The organism is Pseudonocardia wallangbongensis (assembly GCF_054486945.1).
Window position 1 is genome coordinate 229,193 of the sequence record NZ_JBRERS010000001.1, and the last position, 16,802, is coordinate 245,994.

A 16,802-nucleotide genomic window follows, 5' to 3' on the forward strand; every position below is an offset into this window, starting at 1 on the left:
TGACAGGGTTCCTGATATCGGCGGAAGCCTAACGTCACCCGGCGGGCGGGACCAGCCCCTCCCGGATGGCCAGCAGGGCCGCCTGCGTCCGCGACGCGAGGCCCAGCTTGCCGAGCAGGTTGCTCACGTGGGTGCGGGCCGTGCGCTCGCTGATCACCAGCTCGGCGGCGATCTCCTTGTTGGACCGGCCCTCCGCGACGAGGCGCAGGATCTCGCGCTCCCGCACGGTGAGGGCGCGCAGCCCGCTGCGGGGCGCCCGGATCTCCTGGGCGAGGCGGCGGGCGACGGCCGCGTCGAGGAACACCTCCCCGCCCGCGGCGGCGTGCAGCGCGGCGGCGATCTCCCCCGGCCCCGCGTCCTTCAACAGGTAGCCCGCCGCACCCTCGTGCAGGGCGGCGTGCACGCGCTCGATCTCCCCGAAGCTGGTGAGGACCACGACCTGCACCGCCGGGAAACGGCGCCGGATCTCCGCGATCGCGGCGACCCCGTCCATGCCCGGCATCTGCAGGTCCATGAGGGCCACGTCGGGCAGCCTGCCGTGCGTCGCCAGGTCGACCAGCAGGTTCAGGGCGGCAGCGCCGTCGGCGGCCTCGCCCGCCACCTCGACGTCGTCGAGCACATCGAGGTAGGCGATCACGCCGCGCCGGACCACCGCGTGGTCGTCGACGACCAGCACTCGCAGGTCCCTCTCCACCGGCCCATCATTCAGGTACGTCAAATGACGCGCTCACCGACACCTCCGTGGCCGTGCCGGTCGCGCCATTTCCCTGTATCCGTGCAGGTGCGCGGCTTCCTAGCGTGGCCTCGGACAGAAGTAGGAGAGAAGACGGGGTGACACACGCATGAGTGCGAAGAACCTGCAGGACGTGTTGGACCAGGCAGGAGGCACCGTCGACCTGTTGCGCAACTCGCAGCTGGGCGCCTACATCTACCCGGTCGTGCCGGCCGAGTTCACCAACTTCCGCCGCGAGGTCATCGCCTGGCGGGACTCGGCCGTGCTGTTCGACCAGAGCCACCACATGGTCAACCTCTTCATCTCCGGCCGCGACGCGCTGAAGCTGGTCACCGACAACGGCATCAACAGCACCGCGAAGTTCCCCGTGGACACCGCCAAGCAGTTCGTGCCGGTGTCCCCGGACGGCGGGGTGATCGGTGACGGCATCCTCTTCCGGCTGGCGGAGGACCAGCTCATCTACGTCGGCCGCGCGCCGGTGGCCAACTACCTGCAGTTCCGGGCCACGCAGGGCTACGACGTCGACATCAAGGTCGACCAGCGCTCCCCCATGCGGCCCTACGGCAAGGCCGTCACGCGTGACGTGTGGCGCTTCCAGATCCAGGGCCCGCGCGCCTGGGACGTCATCGAGAAGCTCAACGGCAGCCCCCTCGAGCGGACCCGGTTCTTCACCCTGGGCCACATGAAGATCGGCGGCGCGGACGTCCGCACGCTGCGCCACGGCATGGCGGGTGCCCCCGGCCTGGAGATCTGGGGGCCGTACGACAGCTACGACCGGGTGCGCGAGACCATCCTGGAGGCGGGCCGCGAGTTCGGCCTGGAACCCTGCGGGTCGCGTGCGTACGCCTGCAACACGCTCGAGTCGGGCTGGATCCCCTCGCCGCTGCCGGCCATCTACACGAGCGAGGGCCTGCGCGACTACCGCCAGTGGCTCGGCGCCGACAGCTACGAGGCCACCAACGCCATCGCCGGCAGCTTCGTGTCGGACAAGATCGAGGACTACTACCTCAACCCGTGGGAGATGGGCTACGGGTCCTTCGTCAAGTTCGATCACGACTTCGTCGGCCGCGAGGCGCTCAGCGCGATCGAGCCGGAGAAGCAGCGGCGCAAGGTCACCCTCGCCTGGAACGCCGAGGACGTCTCGAAGCTGCTGGCCTCCCCGGTCGCCGACGGCCCGGACTACCAGTTCTTCGACCTGCCCAACGCCAACTACGGGCCGTCCAACTTCGACTCGGTGGTCGACTCGGACGGCACCCTCGTCGGGCTCTCGCTCTTCACCGGCTTCAGCGCCAACGAGCGCAAGGTGCTCTCGCTGGCGACCGTCGCCCCCGACGTGCCGCTCGGCGCCGAGGTGCAGGTGGTCTGGGGCGAGCCGGACGGCGGCACCCGCAAGCCCACCGTGCAGCCGCACGAGCAGCTCGCGGTGCGCGCCGTGGTGAGCCCGGCCCCGTACGCGGACATCGTCCGCGAGAGCTACCAGCCGGGCTGGCGGAGCAAGGCCACGGTGTAGGACCGCAGCCACCCACAACGCCGTCGGCGGGGTCGTGCACAGCGGCCGACCCCGCCGACGGGTTTCACTTCAGGACCGGGAAAGCGGAGGATCCGGCTGTGGCCACCGTTCGGAGCACCGTTCACGACCTGCTGCGTTCCTGGGGACTCACCACGGTCTTCGGCAATCCCGGATCCAACGAGCTGCCGTTCCTCGACGGCTTCCCACCCGACTTCCGCTACGTCCTCGGCCTCCAGGAGGCCGCCGTCCTCGGGATGGCCGACGGGTACGCCCAGGCCACCGGCCGGCCGGCGCTGGTGAACCTGCACTCGGCCGCGGGCCTCGGCCACGCGGTGGGCAACCTCGCGAACGCGCGCGCGAGCCACACGCCGCTCGTGGTCACGGCCGGCCAGCAGAACCGCTCGATGATCGGCCTGAACGCCGTGCTGGGCGAGGCCGACATGGTGCGGGTGCCGGAGCCCCAGGTGAAGTGGTCGTACGAGCCGGCCACCGCCCAGGACGTGCCCAGGGCGCTGTCGGAGGCGTTCCACCGCGCCACCCTGCCGCCGGCCGGGCCGGTCTTCGTGTCGCTGCCGATGGACGACTGGGGGCAGCCCGCCGACCCGGACGTGGCGGCCCTCCTGCCGGGGCGGCGGGTGCGGTGGGCGGGCGCGGCCGACCCGGACGTGGTCGCCGAGCTGGCCCGGCGGATGGCAGCGGCGCGCACGCCCGCGCTGGTCGTCGGCCCGGAGGCGGACGACGAGCGGGCCTTCGACCGCGTCGTCGCCCTGGCCGAGCGGTGGCGGGCCGCCGTCTGGACGGCTCCGACGGCCCCGCGCTGCCCGTTCCCCACCCGGCACCCGCAGTGGCGCGGCCTGCTGCCGCCGAGCATCGCCGGCGTCGCCGAGCACCTCGCCGGCCACGACCTCGTGCTCGTGCTGGGCGCGCCGGTGTTCCGCTACCACGCCCACCGGCCGGGCCGGTGGCTCCCCGAGGGCACCGAGCTGGTGGCCGTGGGCTCCGACCCCGGCGCCGCGGCCCGGACCCCGTTCGGGGACGCGCTGGTGGGCGACGTCGCCGCGATCGCCGGGCAGCTGCTGCAGGCGCTCCCCGCCGACGCGGCACGGCCCCTGCCGGAGCCGCGCGCGATCCCCCACGCCGTGCTGCCCGACGAGGGCCCGTTCCCCGCCGACGCGCTCTTCGCCGCCCTCACCGAGGCGCTGCCGGCGAACGCGCGCCTCGTGAACGAGTCCACCGCGAACACCGCCCAGTTCTGGACGCACCTCGACCTGCGCACTCCCCGCTCCATGCTCTTCCCCGCGGCCGGCGGGCTCGGCTTCGGCCTCCCCGCCGCCGTGGGCATGGCCCTGGCCGACCCGGAGCGACCCGTCGTGGCCGTCCTCGGCGACGGCGCGGCGCAGTACGGCATCACCGGGCTCTGGACGGCCGCGCAGCACCGGCTCCCCGTCACGTTCCTCGTGCTGCGCAACGGCGGCTACGGCGCCCTGCGCGGCTTCGTCCACAGCCTGGCCGTGCAGAACGCGCCCGGCCTCGACCTGCCCGACCTGGACGCCGTGCGGATCGCCGAGGGCTACGGCGTGCCCGCCTGCCAGGTGACGACCGCCCGGGAACTGAAGGCGGCCCTGTCGGACGTCACGGCCACCCGCGGCCCGCGCCTGGTGGAGATCCCGGTTCCGACGGAGCTGCGCAAGCTGGGCTGACGCGGCACGGTCGCGCGGTTGTCGCGCAGCGCAGTGCTCTGACCACAGACCGCCGGTGGCGCCGCGCGCCGTGCGGGGCCGCCCCTCACGCGTCAAGGGCGCTCCGCGTCGCTTCGCGAGCGCTTCGCGCCCCTTGACCCGCGAGCCTCTGCGACCCCTCCCGGGCAGCATCGCGGGCAGGCCAAGGCCTGCCCGGTGGGGCGCGCGGCGCCACCGGCGGCCGGTCTTCGCGGGCGTGATCATTGCGTCGGCGCGAAAGCGGCGAAATCTGGCTCGAGAATGCGCCAAATCGCAGATCATGAGACTCAAGACACCCCGATGATCGCCGATCCGGTGCGGGTGCTGTCGTCCGCGTTGCAGTACCCGCACCAGGTCGCCGATCAAGGGGAAATGGTCGCCAAACGATCTCCGGGAGCGACCATTTGCCCTTGATCACCGCTACAGAGCAACCATTTGCCCTTGATCGCCGCGGAAGCTCCCCACGCGGTGCTGCCCAGCTCCGCGGCGACCTCCGCGGCCACTTCACACACCCATTGTTCGCGGCGGCGGCCTCGCCGGGCGCCCCGGTTCAGCCGTCGCTGGCCGCGGGCAAGGCCTCGGTGCTCGGGGCCCGGCTCGGCACGCGCAGGGCCAGGGCCGCGACGAAGCTCACCACGCACAGGGCCGTGACGTAGAGCCCGACCGCCGTGGACGACCCGTACGCGGCGAAGAGGGCGGTGGCCGCGATGGGGGTGATGGCACCGCCGATCATGCCGCCAAGCTGGTAGGCGACCGAGATGCCGCTGTAGCGCACCCGCACGTCGAAGATCTCGGTGAACAGGCCGCCCTGGGCGCCCGCCATGATCCCCTGCACGACGGCGGCTATGCAGAACGCGATCAGGGCGAGGCCGGCGTTGCCGGTGTCCACCAGCGCGAACATCGGCAGCGGCCACACCACGGCGGTGAGCGCACCGATCACGAAGACGATCTTCGCCCCGTACCGGTCGGAGAGGATCGCGGCCACGATGATCGTGGCGATCCACACGGCGGTGGACAGCAGGATCAGCGTGAGCAGTGTGGGGCGGGCGAAGCCGACGACCTTGGTGCCGTACGTGAGCATGTAGACGATCACGGTGTAGCCGACGGCGGGCGGCGCGATCGAGGCGAGGCTCGCGAGGGTCAGCAGCAGGGGCCGGGTCCGCACGAGCTCGGCGATCGGCACCTTGCTGGTGGCCCGCTCCTGCTTGATCTGTTCGAACTCCGGGGCGTCCTGGAGCCTGCTGCGCACGATGAAGCCGACGACGACCAGCACGATCGAGAACAGGAAGGGGATGCGCCAACCCCACGCCATGAAGTCCTCGTTGGACAGGCCGGACACGGCGAGGAACGCCAGGTTGGAGGTGAGGACGCCGACGGGCACCCCGAACTGGGCGAAGCTGCCGTACACCGCGCGCCGCCGCGGCGAGGCGTGCTCGGTGGCGATGAGCACGGCGCCGCCCCACTCGCCGCCGACGCCGAAGCCCTGCGCCAGCCGCAGGACGACGAGCAGGATCGGCGCGCCGATCCCGATCGCGGCGAACGTGGGCAGCACCCCGATGAGGAACGTGGCGCCGCCGGTGAGGAGCAGGGTGAGCACCAGCATCGACTTGCGCCCGATCCGGTCCCCGAAGTGGCCGATCACCGCGGCGCCCAGCGGGCGTGCGACGAAGCCGACGGCGAACGTCGCGAACGCGGCGAGCGTGCCGGCCACCGGGGAGAAGTCCGGGTAGAACAGCGACCCGAACACCAGGGCCGCGGCCGTGCCGAAGATGTAGTAGTCGTACCACTCGATCGACGTGCCGATGAAGCTCGCCGCGAAGATGCTCCTGCGGGACGGACCGGTCGCTGGTGCTGTCACGGCTGGGCACTCCTTCGGACGCCATGTGCTGGGGCGATCCAAGCAAAACGCCGGGCCGGTGGCACCCGCGCGGGGACGCGTGCCGAGTACGTCATCTGTCCCATCTCAGGCCTTCCCGATCAGGCTTCGCTGTCGGACAGCCACACGTCCGCGAGGCGGCGGCCCTGGTAGATCGGGCTCGGCCACAGGTCCTGCACCCGCTCGTTCGCGATCGCGTAGTCGAACTTCTGGATCGGGTAGAACGCCTGCCGGATCTGGGTCTCCATCCGCACCTGCATCTTCCGGTAGATGTCGGCACGGGCGGCGTCGTCGACGGTCGCGCGGGACTCGTCGATCATCCGGTCCAGCTCGGGGTCGTTCACGAGGGCGTAGTTCTCGATCGAGTCCGGTTCGAAGTCGCGCCACACCTGGTCGGGCAGGTGGACGCCGCGCAGGGCCTTGGTGATCGCGAAGTCGTGGTTGCGGCGCCGGTCGATGCCGGTGGCCGGGTCCACGATCTCGATCTCGGCGTGGATGCCGACCTCCTCGAGGTCGGCCTGCATCCACTGCGCCTCGCGCACGTCCTCGTCGTCGACGCGCTGCACGAGCAGGGAGGTGTTGAACCCGTTCGGCAGGCCCGCCTCCGCGAGCAGCGCCCGTGCGTGCGCGGGGTCGAACGGGCGCAGCTCGAGGACCTCCTCGCGGGTCAGCGCGGCCGGACTGGTGTCCGGGCGCAGCATGGAGGTCAGGTTGAAGTGGCCGCGGATGTTCTCGCCCATGCCGACCCAGTCGATCGCCTCCATCACGGCCTGCCGCACCCGGATGTCGTCGAGCGGCTCGACGGTCGGGTTGAGGTAGATGCTGATCGGCGCGCCCGGTGTCTCGGTGACGGTGAAGCCGCCGCGGGAGCGGAACTCCTCGGCGACGTTCACGTCGCTGGTGGCGCCGGAGTCGAGCCGGCCGCTGCGCAGGGCGGCGACGATGGCCGCGGTGTCGGAGAGGACCGGGCGGCGGATCTCGTCGACGTAGGGCCGGCCGGGGACGAAGTAGTCCGGGTTGCGCTTGAGCACCCATTCCACGTCGGGCGTGTGCGAGTCGAGCAGGAACGGCCCGGTGCCGATCGCCTGGGTCGCCAGGTCGTACTGCCCCTCGAGCCCCTCCCTGGGCACGACCATGTTGAAGTGGTACGCCAGGTACTCCAGCAGCGGTGCGTAGGGGCGGTCCAGGGTGAACACGGCCGTGTGCTCGTCGGGCGCGGTGATGCTCGCGACCGGCTCGAACATCCAGGCGAACTGGGCGGGCGTCTGCTTCACCGCCTCGAACGTGGCCACCACGTCGTCGGACGTGAACGGGCGCCCGTTCACCGGCGGGACGTTCTGCCACCGCACGTCCTTGCGGAGCCGGAAGGTGTAGGTCAGCCCGTCGGGCGAGATCTCCCACGACTCGGCCAGGTCCGGCACGATCTCGAGCGTGTCCACGTCCGGGCCGGTCCGGAACTCCAGGAGCTTGCTGTAGACGGTGCCCGAGATGACCCCCATCGCCGCCGGGTCGGTCTGGAGCAGCGGGTGGATGCTGGTGCTGATCTCGGAGGTCATCTGCACGACGAGGGTGCCGCCGGGGCGCGGGTCCCCGACCGGCCCCGACCGGGCGCTGCGCCCACCTCCGCCGCATGCCGAGAGCCCCAGCGCGCCCGACGCCGCGAGGGTGGCGAGCAGGAACGTCCGGCGGTCGACGGGCCTCATGCCAGCTCCCTGTCCAGCTCGCCGGTGACGTCGAGGGGGATGAGCGGCATCGGCCCGGCGAGGTCGGCCGCGGGTGCGGGGGCGTAGGCGAAGTTCTTGGCCCGCGCGCCGCCGTCGACCACGAAGTCGCAGCCGGTGATCAGGCGGGCGTAGTCCGACGACAACCAGGCCACGGCGTGACCGATGTCGGTCGGGGTGCCGGTGGTGCCCATGGGCACGAGCGGCGCGCGCTGGCCCGTGAACCGGGACGGGCGGCGCCACTCCTCGTCGCCTCCTCCGCCGCCGATGCCGTGCGCGCGCGGCCGGTCGAGCACGCCGCCCGCACCGCGTTCCTTGATCAGCTCGGGGTTGTCGGGGGTGGGTGCGGTGGGCGTGAAGCTGTTGACGCGGATGCCGTAGGGGGCGAGGTCCATGGCCGCGGCCCGGACGAAGTTGTTCACGCCGCCCTTGTGGAACGCGTAGGCGATCACGCCTGCCGAGCCGGACCAGCCGTTGGACGAGGAGATCGCGACGATGGACCCGCGGATGCCGCGCTCGGCCATGTGCCGGCCGACGTACTTGGTGTTGAGGAAGTTGCCCATCGCGGCCACCTGGACGGCGCGGGAGAAGAACTCGGTGCTCTCGTCGAGCACGCCCTTGCCCCCCAGCAACGCGGCGTTGTTCACCAGGATGTCGATCTGGCCGAACTCGTCGATCACGCGGTCGAGGTAGCCGGTCACCTGCTCCTCGTCGGTGACGTCGCCGGGCACGGAGATGGCCGTGCCGCCGTTGCGCTCGACGCGGTCCACGGCGGTCTTCGCGGCCGCCGGGTCGATGTCGTTGCACGCGACCTTCGCGCCGTAGCGCGCGAGCGCCAGCGCGATCCCGCTGCCGATGTTCGGCCCCGCCCCGGTGACCAGGGCGACCTTGCCCTCCAATGAGATGTCCACGTTGCTCCTCTCTCGAGCGGTCAGGTGTCGGTTCGGGCGCCGGTGCCGCCGTCCTGCTCCTCGGCCGCGCGGGCCAGGCTCGGCGCGAGGCCGGCGGGGGGACGCCGGCGCGCCCACCAGCGCCGCGCCGCCTTGTCGACCGCGGCCCGCTGCAGGCGGGGGTCGAGGTGGTCGCGCAGGGCGTCGCCGAGCAGGTTGAAGCTGAACACGGCCAGCGAGAGCAGTACGGCGGGCACGAGGATGATCCACGGCGCCCGCTCGACGTACCGCACGCCCTCGGACAGCATCGCGCCCCACGACGGGGTGGGCGGCGGCGCTCCGATGCCGAGGAACGACAGCGCCGACTCCGCGATGATCACTCCGGCGAAGATCAGGCTGCCGAGCGTGAACACCGAGGCGAACAGGTTGGGCAGCACGTGCAGGGCCAGGATCCGCGGGGTGCCGGCCCCGGTGGCCCGCGCGGCCTCGACGTAGCGCTCCTCCCGGATCCGCAGCGTCTCCCCGCGCGCGATCCGGTTGAAGGACGGCGTGATCACGACCGTCAGCGCGATGACCGTGTTCCGCACCGACGGCCCCAGGATCACGGCGATGAACAGCAGCAGGACGATGCCGGGGATCGCCTGCACGGCGTCCATCACGCGCTGGATCACGACGTCGACGGCGCGGCCGAAGTAGCCGGAGACCACGCCGATGGTGGTGCCGAGCACGAGGCTGATCGCCGTGGTCGCCACGCCGATCAGCAGCGAGGTGCGGGCACCGTGGATCGTGCGGCTCAGCACGTCCCGGCCCAGGTCGTCGGTGCCCAGCGGGAACTGTCCCGACGGCTCCTCGAGGATGTTGCGCCGGAACTGTTCGAGGGGGTCGTGGGGTGCCAGCCACGGGGCGAACACCGCCGCCACCACGAACACGACTATCAGCACGAGCGCGACGGCGCCCAGCGGCTGGGCCCGCACGAACCGGTGCAGCGCGGCGAGCGCGCCGACGAGGGTCCGCCGCGGCGGCGCGGTGGGGACCAGGACGTCCTCGCTCACGACAGGGCCCTCCCGGTCCGGATCCGCGGGTCGACCAGCGCGTAGAGCAGGTCGATGATGATGATCGTGACGACGAACAGGCCGGCGTAGAAGATCGTGCAGGCGACCACGACCGGGTAGTCGCGGTCGAGGACGGCCTGGTAGATGAGCTGACCGGTGCCGGGGATGGCGAACATCTGCTCGAGGATCACCGTGCCGCCCAGCACCGTGGCCAGCTCCAGGCCGAGCAGTGTGAGCACCGCGATCGTGGAGTTGCGCAGGGCGTGCTTGAACACGACGGTCCGCTGCCGGGCGCCTTTGGCGTGCACGGTGCGGATGTAGTCCGAGCCCAGCGACTCCAGCATCGACGAGCGGGTCATGCGCGCGATGCCCGCCATCCCGCCGGTGCCGAGCGCGATCACCGGGATCGCGATCTGTTGCAGCCAGCTCACGAGGTCCTCCCCCGGGCCGGCGTAGACGATCGGCGGTGACCAGGCGAACCACAGCGCCAGGAACGTGAGCACGAGCAGCCCGATCACGAAGTTGGGCACCGAAAGGAACGCCACCGCGAACACGCGCACGGCGGCGTCCACCGCGGTGCCGCGGGTGACGGCCGCGACGATCCCGAACCCGACCCCGAGCACGGCACCGATCACGATCGCCAGCAGGCCCAGCTGCAGCGTGACCGGGACGCGGTCGAGGAACAGCGCGGCGACCGGTTCGCCGGTGTAGAAGGACGTGCCGAGGTCACCCTGCACGGCGCCGGCCAGCCACGAGCCCAGCTGCACCCAGATCGTGTCGTCGAGGCCGAACTGCGCCCGCATCGCGTCGGCCTCCTCCGCGCTCACCCCGGTCTCCTGCAGCTGCAGGGCCACGGCGTCACCGGGCACCAGCCGCATCACCACGAACACGAACACGGTGACCAGCACCATCACGACCAGGCCGTAGCCCAGCCTGCGCAGCGTGTAGCCGATCACGGCGCCTCCGGGGCGGGGAGATGGCGGACGGCGCCCACGAGCGTCTTCGTGTACGCGTGCTGCGGGTCGGCGAACAGGGCGTCGCCGTCGCCGCGCTCGACGACCTCGCCGAGGTGCATCACGCAGACCTCGTCGGCCATGTACCGCACGACGTTGAGGTCGTGGGCGATGAACAGGTAGGACAGGCCCAGCTCGGCCTGCAGGCGCTTGAGCAGGTTCAGCACCTGGGCCTGCACCGAGACGTCGAGCGCGGACACCGCCTCGTCGCAGACGATGAGGTCCGGGCCGGTGGCGAGCGCGCGGGCGATCCCGATCCGCTGCGCCTGCCCACCGGAGAACTGGTGGGCGTACTTGTGCAGGTCGCGGGCGCCCAACCCGACGCGTTCGAGCAGCTCGACCACCCGGTCGGTGCGCTCCCGGCCCCGGGCCAGCCGGTGCACCGCGAGGGGTTCGCCGACGGCGTCGACCACCCGCATCCGCGGGTTGAGCGAGCCGAACGGGTCCTGGAACACGATCTGCATCCGCCGCCGCAGCGCCCGCACCTCGCGCCGGGACGCGCGCAGCAGGTCGATGCCGTCGAACGCGAGCCGGCCCGAGGTGGGGTCGAGCAGCCGCAGCGCGAGCCGCGCCACCGTCGACTTCCCCGAACCCGACTCGCCCACGAGACCGACGGTGCGGCCGCGCGGGATCGCGAGCGAGACACCGTTCACCGCCTTCACGACGGAGCGCCGCATCCGGAAGTGCTTGACGAGGTCGTGCGCCTCGAACAGCGGGGCGGGGCCGGGCTCGGCGGCCGTGACCGCCGCTCCGGCCAGCGGGTCACCCGACACCGGCCACCTCCCGGGCTTCGTGGCGCCAGCACCGGCTCGTGCGGCCGGGCTCCAGGTCGGTGAGCGGCGGGTCGTCGGTGGAGCAACGGTCGAGCACGGCGGGGCAGCGCGGGTGGAAGCGGCACCCGCCGGGCAGGTCAGACGGGTGCGGCACGTTCCCCGCGATCGCCGGCATCGGCAGGTCGCGCCGTGTGGTCGGCGTCGGGATCGACTCGATCAGGGCCCGCGTGTAGGGGTTGCGCGGGTCGCGCAGCACGTCGCGCACCGCGCCCTGCTCCACGACCTGCCCCGCGTACATCACGAGCACCCGGTCGGCCATCTCGGCGACCACGCCCATGTCGTGGGTGACGAAGAGCAGCGCGGTGCCGTGGTCGCGCTGCATCCGGCGCAGCAGCTCGAGGATCTGCGCCTCGACCGTGACGTCGAGGGCGGTGGTGGGCTCGTCGGCGATGAGGAGCGCGGGCTCGCAGGCCAGCGCCATCGCGATCATCACGCGCTGCTGCTGCCCGCCGGACAGCTCGTGCGGGTAGGACCGCACCCGCCGCTCCGGGTCCGGGAGCCCGACCTCGGTGAGCAGCTCGACCGCGCGGCGGCGCGCGTCGCGGCGCGAGACCGCGCGATGGATCCGCAGCGCCTCCGCGATCTGGTCCCCGACGGTGAAGAGCGGATCGAGGGAGCTCATCGGGTTCTGGAAGATCATGGCGATGTCGGCGCCGCGCAGCCGGCGCAGCCGCTCCGGGTCGGCCCCGACGAGCTCCTCGCCCTGGAAGCGGATCGAGCCCGCGGTCACCCGGCCGACGCCGAGCAGCCCGAGCACCGCGAGCGACGACACGCTCTTGCCCGATCCGGACTCCCCGACCACGGCCAGGGTCTCGCCGGCCGTCACGCCGAACGACACCCCGGACACGGCCTCGATCGGTCCGGACGGCGTCGGGAACCGCACAGCCAGGTCACGCACGTCGAGCAGCGGGGGCGACATGATCAGCTCGCGTCCGCCGGGTAGTTCAGCACGATCGCGTCCTCGGGTACGCCGAGCGCGGCGTGCAGGATGTTGCGCATGATCGGCTTCGGGACCAGGCAGTCCTCGCACGCGTTCGGTCCCGCGGTGATCGTCACCTCGACGGCGCTGCCGGCCTCGGCGACCGCCATCCGGTAGTCGTCCGCCTCCAGGGTGCTCCGCAGCCCGGAGAGGGCGGTCTCGTCGATGCTCACTGGACACCTCCTGTTGCCGGGCGGATCGGATGGGCGGTGCGCGACCAGCCGCCGAAGCCGAACGGGCGCACGACCATCGACATCGCGGCGTTGCGCGCCCCGGCGACGACGATCGGGATCTGGTCCGGGTCGGGCACGACGTGCAGGCCGTGCTCGTCGATGCCCGGCCCCTCCTGGCCGGCGAGGCCCTTGCCGGCGAGCTGCATCTCCGCGTGGGTGCGGAAGGCGTGCTCGGAGAGCCACTGCTGGACGTCGGCCTTCGAGAAGCCGCCGGCCGCGAGCATCTGGGCGTGCTCGACGCCCAGCACGAGGCCCGCCGAGGAGTGCCGCCCGATCGCGGCACCGGTGCGGGCCACCGTGTCGGCGATGTCCCACAGCACCTGCTCGGGGTCCTCGGTGTGCCGGTTGTCGATGAACTCGCACGTGCGCAGCAGCAGCGCCGACACGGCGTCGGTGCCGGGCGCGAGCCCCAGCTCGGTGGCGAGGGGCTCCCAGGGGCTCTCCTCCTCGTTCTCCCCGATGCACAGCGTGAACCGGCCCGGAAGGCCCTGGGTCGACTGCTCGAGCTCCTGCGGCCGGATCCCGAACACGTTGCGCACGACGAGCCCGACGGCGCGCGCGATCGTCGCGTTGGCCCGGAACCCGGGCCCGAGCACGCCACCGCCGGAGTTGATGGAGAGCGCGGCGCGGACCGGGCCGTTCACCACGATCAGCGGCGCCGGGCCGCTGGTGCTCTGCCAGCCGCCGCCGGTCACCACCCGCTGGTTCATCAGCGCGTCCCAGGCGGCCAGCACCACCGGCAGGTACTCGGGCCGGCAGCCCGCCATCGCGGCGTTGACCGCGACCTGCTCCACGGTGCACTCGCGCCCGAGGTGCGGCACCGCGGCCACGACCTCGTCGCGCGGCCGGGACGTGGCGGCGAGGAACTCCTCGACGACGTCCGCCGTGACCGGCACGACGGGCAGCCCGTCGGTCCAGCCCTGCGCGTACGCGTGCTCGATGGCGCCGCGCGTGTAGCGCAGCCGGTCGGCGTCCTCCTGCAGCGCGGTCACCGCGCCACCGCAGGGACGGGGTCGGTGAGCATCCCGACCAGCTCCGGAAGGGCCAGCCGGGCGCGCTCGCGCACACCGTCGGCGTCGAGCGGGGCCACGGGGTGCGCCGTGGTGACGTAGGTGTAGCCGGGGCTCCCCTGCAACCTCGCCATCGCGTCGGCGCTCACCCGGAACGCATCGCTGCAGATCACCGCGGCGGGCACGCCCGCGGCCTCGAACGCGATCCCGTCGGCCACGGCCGCCGCGCTGCACGAGCCGCAGTCACCCACGCCGATGAGCACGACGTCGCAGCGCTGCACGAGCTCGTCCAGGGTGGCCTGCGGGATCGGGTCGGTGATGCTGGTCTTGCGGGTGCGCACCACGTCCGCGGTGCCGTGGCCGTCGGCCAGCAGCTCGCCGACGGCGTCGAGGAACGGCTCCGCGTTCTTCTTCGGGTTGGCCACCAGGCCGACGACCAGCCCGTCGAGCCGGGCCGGGCGCGCGGCCAGCCGCGGCCCGGTGGACTCGGCCGACGGGCCGCCGGTGGGATCGATCATGGCCTCGAACATGACTCCCCCTTCAGGGTCGGTCGGCGGCGAGCACCGACTCGTGCCACGGGATCACGAACCGCTTCGCCCCGTTGACGATCAGGTACAGCAGGCAGCCGAGCACGGCGAGCAGGAAGATCACCGCGAACAGCTGTGGTGCGTCGAGGGCGTTCAGGCTCACGACGACGAGGTAGCCCAGGCCCTCGCTGCCCCCGAGGAACTCGCCCACCACCGCGCCGATCACGGAGAACACGATGGCGACCTCCATGCCCGCGAACACGTACGGCAACGTGCTGGGCAGCTCGAGGTCGCGGAACGTGGGCCAGCGCTTGGCGCCCAGGCCGAGCATGACGTCGCGGTGGCCGCGCTCCACGGAGCGGACGCCGAGCATCACGTTCAGCATGATCGGGAAGAAGGCCAGCGTCGCGGCCATGATGATCTTGCTGGTGACGCCGAACCCGAACCAGATGACGAAGAGCGGGATGAACGCCACCTTCGGCACCACCTGCACGGCGACGAGCACCGGCCGCAGCGCCCGCTCCAGCCACTCGGCCCGGCCCAGCGCCACCCCGACGACCAGCCCGAACGCCAGCGCCGCCAGGAAGCCGAGCGCCACCTCCGTCAGCGTGATGGCCACGTGCCCCCACGTCGAGGAGTCGGCGAGCATCCGCAGCACCGCCGTCCCCACGTCGGCGGGGGTCGGCAGGATGAACTCCGACACCCCGAAGACCGACACTGCCATGGTCCACACCGCCAGGACCAGCAGCAGCACGATCGGCGTGCTGACCCACGGCAACCAGTTGCGTTCCTCGCGCTCCATCAGCCCTCCTCCCCCGCCGTGCCGCCGTCCGGGCCGCCGTCCTCGTCCAGCTCGCCACGCAGCTGCCGCACGATCTCCTGGAAGCCCGGCTCGCCCTCCACGTCCAGCGACCGCGGCCGCGGGAAGCCGACCGGCGTCACCGAACGGATCCGGCCCGGCCGCGGCGACAGCAGCACCACCCGGTCGGACAGGAACACCGCCTCGGTGATCGAGTGCGTCACGAACACGACGGTGGCGCCGGTGACGACGGAGATGCGTTGCAGCTCCAGGTTCATGCGGTCGCGGGTGAGCGCGTCGAGCGCGCCGAACGGCTCGTCCATGAGCAGGATCGACGGGTCGTAGGAGAGGGCCCGCGCGATCGCCGCGCGCTGCCGCATCCCGCCGGACAGCTCCCGCGGGTAGGCCTTCTCGAACCCGCCGAGCCCGACAAGGTCGCACAGCTCCCCGGCCCGCGCGCGGCGGCGGCGCCTGTCGACGCCGCGCAGCTTGAGCGGCAGCGCGATGTTGTCCTCGATCGAGAACCAGGGGAACAGGTTGGCCTCCTGGAAGACCATCCCGAACTTCTCGAGCGCGGCCGGGTCCCGGCCACCGCCCTTCCGCGGGTCACCGCCCTTCCACAGGTCCTGCCCGCCGATGAGGACGTGCCCGCTGGACGGGGTGACCAGGCCGGCGAGGATCCGCAGCAGCGTGGTCTTGCCGCACCCCGACCGGCCGACCAGCGACGCGAACTCACCGGCCCGCACGGAGAGCGAGATGCCGCGCAACGCCTCGGTCGTGGCGCCCCGGCTCCCCTTGTAGATCTTGTCGACGGCGCGCAGCTCCAGCTCCGCCGTGCCGGCGCCGGGGCCGGGGCCGGCGAGCGACTCGGCGACCCGGGCGGTGTCGGACAGCTTGCTCACGACCCGGCTCCCGGCGCCGCCCCGGTCAGCAGGTCGTTGGTGAACCAGGCGTCCGGGTCGAGGCCGCCGGGCACGAGCTGCTCCGCCGCGGCCTCGTCGTAGACGCGCCGCCACTGCTCCGGGTCGATCTGCAGGGGCTCCCCGGTGGCCTGCCAGCTGGCGATGTACTGGCGCAGGGTCTCCTTGGCGACCTCCGGATCACGCAGGATCGGGATGTCGTAGGCGTCCCCCAGCTTCTGGAGCGTCGAGTCCAGCGACTGGTCGGCGATCACCGACTCCTGGGCCGCCCGCACCGCCCGCAGGAACCGCTGCAGGACGTCGCGCTGCGCGGGGTCGGCGAGCGCCGCCTGCGAGGTCATGTAGATCTGGGTGCCGCCCGCGATCACCTGCGACGGGTCGAGCACCACGGCGTCGGGCTGCTGGCGCTGGACGGCCACGGCGGTGTCCAGCGCCACCAGGTAGGCGTCGATGCGCCCCTGCTGCACCAGCTCGAAGACGCCCGGGGCGAGCCCGACCACCTGCTTGCGCACGTCGGCGTCGGTGAGCCCCGCGGTCCTCGCGAGCGTGTCGACCAGCGTCTCGCTGGTGCCGCCCTCCGACGGGATGCCGATCATGTGGCCACGCAGGTCCGCCGGCGTGCTGATGGGGTCGTCGGCCGCCGAGAGCATGCGGATCGTCGCCTGCTGCAGGGGCTGCCCCACCGCGCTGACCGGGGCGTCGCGCCCGGCGACGGCCACCATCATCTCGGTGTCGCCGACCCTCGTGACCAGGGCGCTGCCCGCGATGACCGTCTGGATCGCCTGCGCGCTGCCCCGGGTCACCTGGAAGTCCACGTCCAGGCCTTCGCGCTCGAAGTAGCCGTCGGCCTGGGCGATGATCTCGGGCGTGAACGTCAGGCTCTCGATGGGCAGGACGTTGAGGAACGTGACGGGGGTGAGCTCACCCCCGCCGGGTGCGTCGCCCGCGGGCGACGTACCGCCGCAGCCCGCGAGGAGCACGGCGAGGC

16 protein-coding genes are annotated in these 16,802 nt (G+C 72.4%); 2 read left to right on the top strand and 14 right to left on the bottom strand.

From position 1 onward, the window contains the following. Positions 1-34: 34 nt before the first annotated feature. Complete coding sequence (locus tag ACU436_RS01130) at positions 35-694, bottom strand: response regulator (RefSeq protein ID WP_459020721.1); 660 nt, start codon at positions 692-694, stop codon at positions 35-37. Positions 695-842: 148 nt separating this feature from the next. On the opposite strand from ACU436_RS01130, the gene ligM reads away from it, so the two are divergent. Beyond that, complete coding sequence (gene ligM, locus ACU436_RS01135; protein WP_459020722.1) at positions 843-2,243, top strand: vanillate/3-O-methylgallate O-demethylase; 1,401 nt, start codon at positions 843-845, stop codon at positions 2,241-2,243. A gap of 98 nt (positions 2,244-2,341) precedes the next feature. Continuing rightward, complete coding sequence (mdlC, locus tag ACU436_RS01140; protein ID WP_459020723.1) at positions 2,342-3,943, top strand: benzoylformate decarboxylase; 1,602 nt, start codon at positions 2,342-2,344, stop codon at positions 3,941-3,943. 568 nt (positions 3,944-4,511) lie between these two features. Here mdlC and ACU436_RS01145 read toward each other — a convergent pair. The 13 genes from ACU436_RS01145 to ACU436_RS01205 form a co-directional block, all read right to left on the bottom strand. Next, positions 4,512-5,819, bottom strand: coding sequence for an MFS transporter (locus tag ACU436_RS01145; protein ID WP_459020724.1), 1,308 nt, complete (start codon positions 5,817-5,819; stop codon positions 4,512-4,514). 119 nt (positions 5,820-5,938) lie between these two features. After that, on the bottom strand, positions 5,939-7,540 hold the full coding sequence (locus ACU436_RS01150) for an ABC transporter substrate-binding protein (RefSeq protein ID WP_459020725.1): 1,602 nt from the start codon (positions 7,538-7,540) through the stop codon (positions 5,939-5,941). Then, positions 7,537-8,469 (bottom strand): SDR family NAD(P)-dependent oxidoreductase, encoded by a 933-nt coding sequence (locus ACU436_RS01155; protein ID WP_459020726.1) that lies wholly within the window; start codon positions 8,467-8,469, stop codon positions 7,537-7,539. Before ACU436_RS01155 ends, ACU436_RS01150 begins: the two co-directional genes overlap by 4 nt. 20 nt (positions 8,470-8,489) lie before the next feature. Next, positions 8,490-9,500 (bottom strand): ABC transporter permease, encoded by a 1,011-nt coding sequence (locus ACU436_RS01160; RefSeq protein ID WP_459020727.1) that lies wholly within the window; start codon positions 9,498-9,500, stop codon positions 8,490-8,492. After that, positions 9,497-10,456 (bottom strand): ABC transporter permease, encoded by a 960-nt coding sequence (locus tag ACU436_RS01165; RefSeq protein ID WP_459020728.1) that lies wholly within the window; start codon positions 10,454-10,456, stop codon positions 9,497-9,499. The genes ACU436_RS01160 and ACU436_RS01165 overlap by 4 nt, the downstream gene beginning before the upstream one ends. Further along, positions 10,453-11,286, bottom strand: a complete 834-nt coding sequence (locus tag ACU436_RS01170) for an ATP-binding cassette domain-containing protein (RefSeq protein ID WP_459020729.1) — start codon at positions 11,284-11,286, stop codon at positions 10,453-10,455. Before ACU436_RS01170 ends, ACU436_RS01165 begins: the two co-directional genes overlap by 4 nt. Further along, positions 11,276-12,265 carry an ABC transporter ATP-binding protein gene (locus ACU436_RS01175; RefSeq protein ID WP_459020730.1) on the bottom strand — a complete coding sequence of 330 codons (990 nt, stop codon included), beginning with the start codon at positions 12,263-12,265 and terminating at the stop codon, positions 11,276-11,278. Before ACU436_RS01175 ends, ACU436_RS01170 begins: the two co-directional genes overlap by 11 nt. Before the next feature lie 2 nt (positions 12,266-12,267). Next, positions 12,268-12,498 carry a hypothetical protein gene (locus ACU436_RS01180; RefSeq protein ID WP_459020731.1) on the bottom strand — a complete coding sequence of 77 codons (231 nt, stop codon included), beginning with the start codon at positions 12,496-12,498 and terminating at the stop codon, positions 12,268-12,270. Further along, positions 12,495-13,550 (bottom strand): hypothetical protein, encoded by a 1,056-nt coding sequence (locus ACU436_RS01185; protein ID WP_459020732.1) that lies wholly within the window; start codon positions 13,548-13,550, stop codon positions 12,495-12,497. The genes ACU436_RS01180 and ACU436_RS01185 overlap by 4 nt, the downstream gene beginning before the upstream one ends. Next, positions 13,547-14,086 carry a UGSC family (seleno)protein gene (locus ACU436_RS01190; RefSeq protein ID WP_459020733.1) on the bottom strand — a complete coding sequence of 180 codons (540 nt, stop codon included), beginning with the start codon at positions 14,084-14,086 and terminating at the stop codon, positions 13,547-13,549. Before ACU436_RS01190 ends, ACU436_RS01185 begins: the two co-directional genes overlap by 4 nt. Before the next feature lie 22 nt (positions 14,087-14,108). Further along, a complete protein-coding gene (locus ACU436_RS01195) occupies positions 14,109-14,897 on the bottom strand; it encodes an ABC transporter permease (protein WP_459020734.1) in 789 nt (262 codons plus the stop codon). Then, a complete protein-coding gene (locus ACU436_RS01200) occupies positions 14,897-15,796 on the bottom strand; it encodes an ABC transporter ATP-binding protein (protein WP_459020735.1) in 900 nt (299 codons plus the stop codon). The genes ACU436_RS01195 and ACU436_RS01200 overlap by 1 nt, the downstream gene beginning before the upstream one ends. Next, positions 15,793-16,794, bottom strand: a complete 1,002-nt coding sequence (locus tag ACU436_RS01205; protein WP_459020736.1) for an ABC transporter substrate-binding protein — start codon at positions 16,792-16,794, stop codon at positions 15,793-15,795. The genes ACU436_RS01200 and ACU436_RS01205 overlap by 4 nt, the downstream gene beginning before the upstream one ends. Positions 16,795-16,802 lie beyond the last annotated feature (8 nt).

What these genes read in the sequence shown, in the direction of transcription:
- ACU436_RS01195 (WP_459020734.1), bottom strand. Translation starts at nt 14,897, where the DNA reads ATGGAGCGCGAGGAACGCAACTGGTTGCCGTGGGTCAGCACGCCGATC.
- ACU436_RS01190 (WP_459020733.1), bottom strand. Translation starts at nt 14,086, where the DNA reads ATGATCGATCCCACCGGCGGCCCGTCGGCCGAGTCCACCGGGCCGCGG.
- ACU436_RS01150 (WP_459020725.1), bottom strand. Translation starts at nt 7,540, where the DNA reads ATGAGGCCCGTCGACCGCCGGACGTTCCTGCTCGCCACCCTCGCGGCG.
- ligM (WP_459020722.1), top strand. Translation starts at nt 843, where the DNA reads ATGAGTGCGAAGAACCTGCAGGACGTGTTGGACCAGGCAGGAGGCACC.
- ACU436_RS01175 (WP_459020730.1), bottom strand. Translation starts at nt 12,265, where the DNA reads ATGTCGCCCCCGCTGCTCGACGTGCGTGACCTGGCTGTGCGGTTCCCG.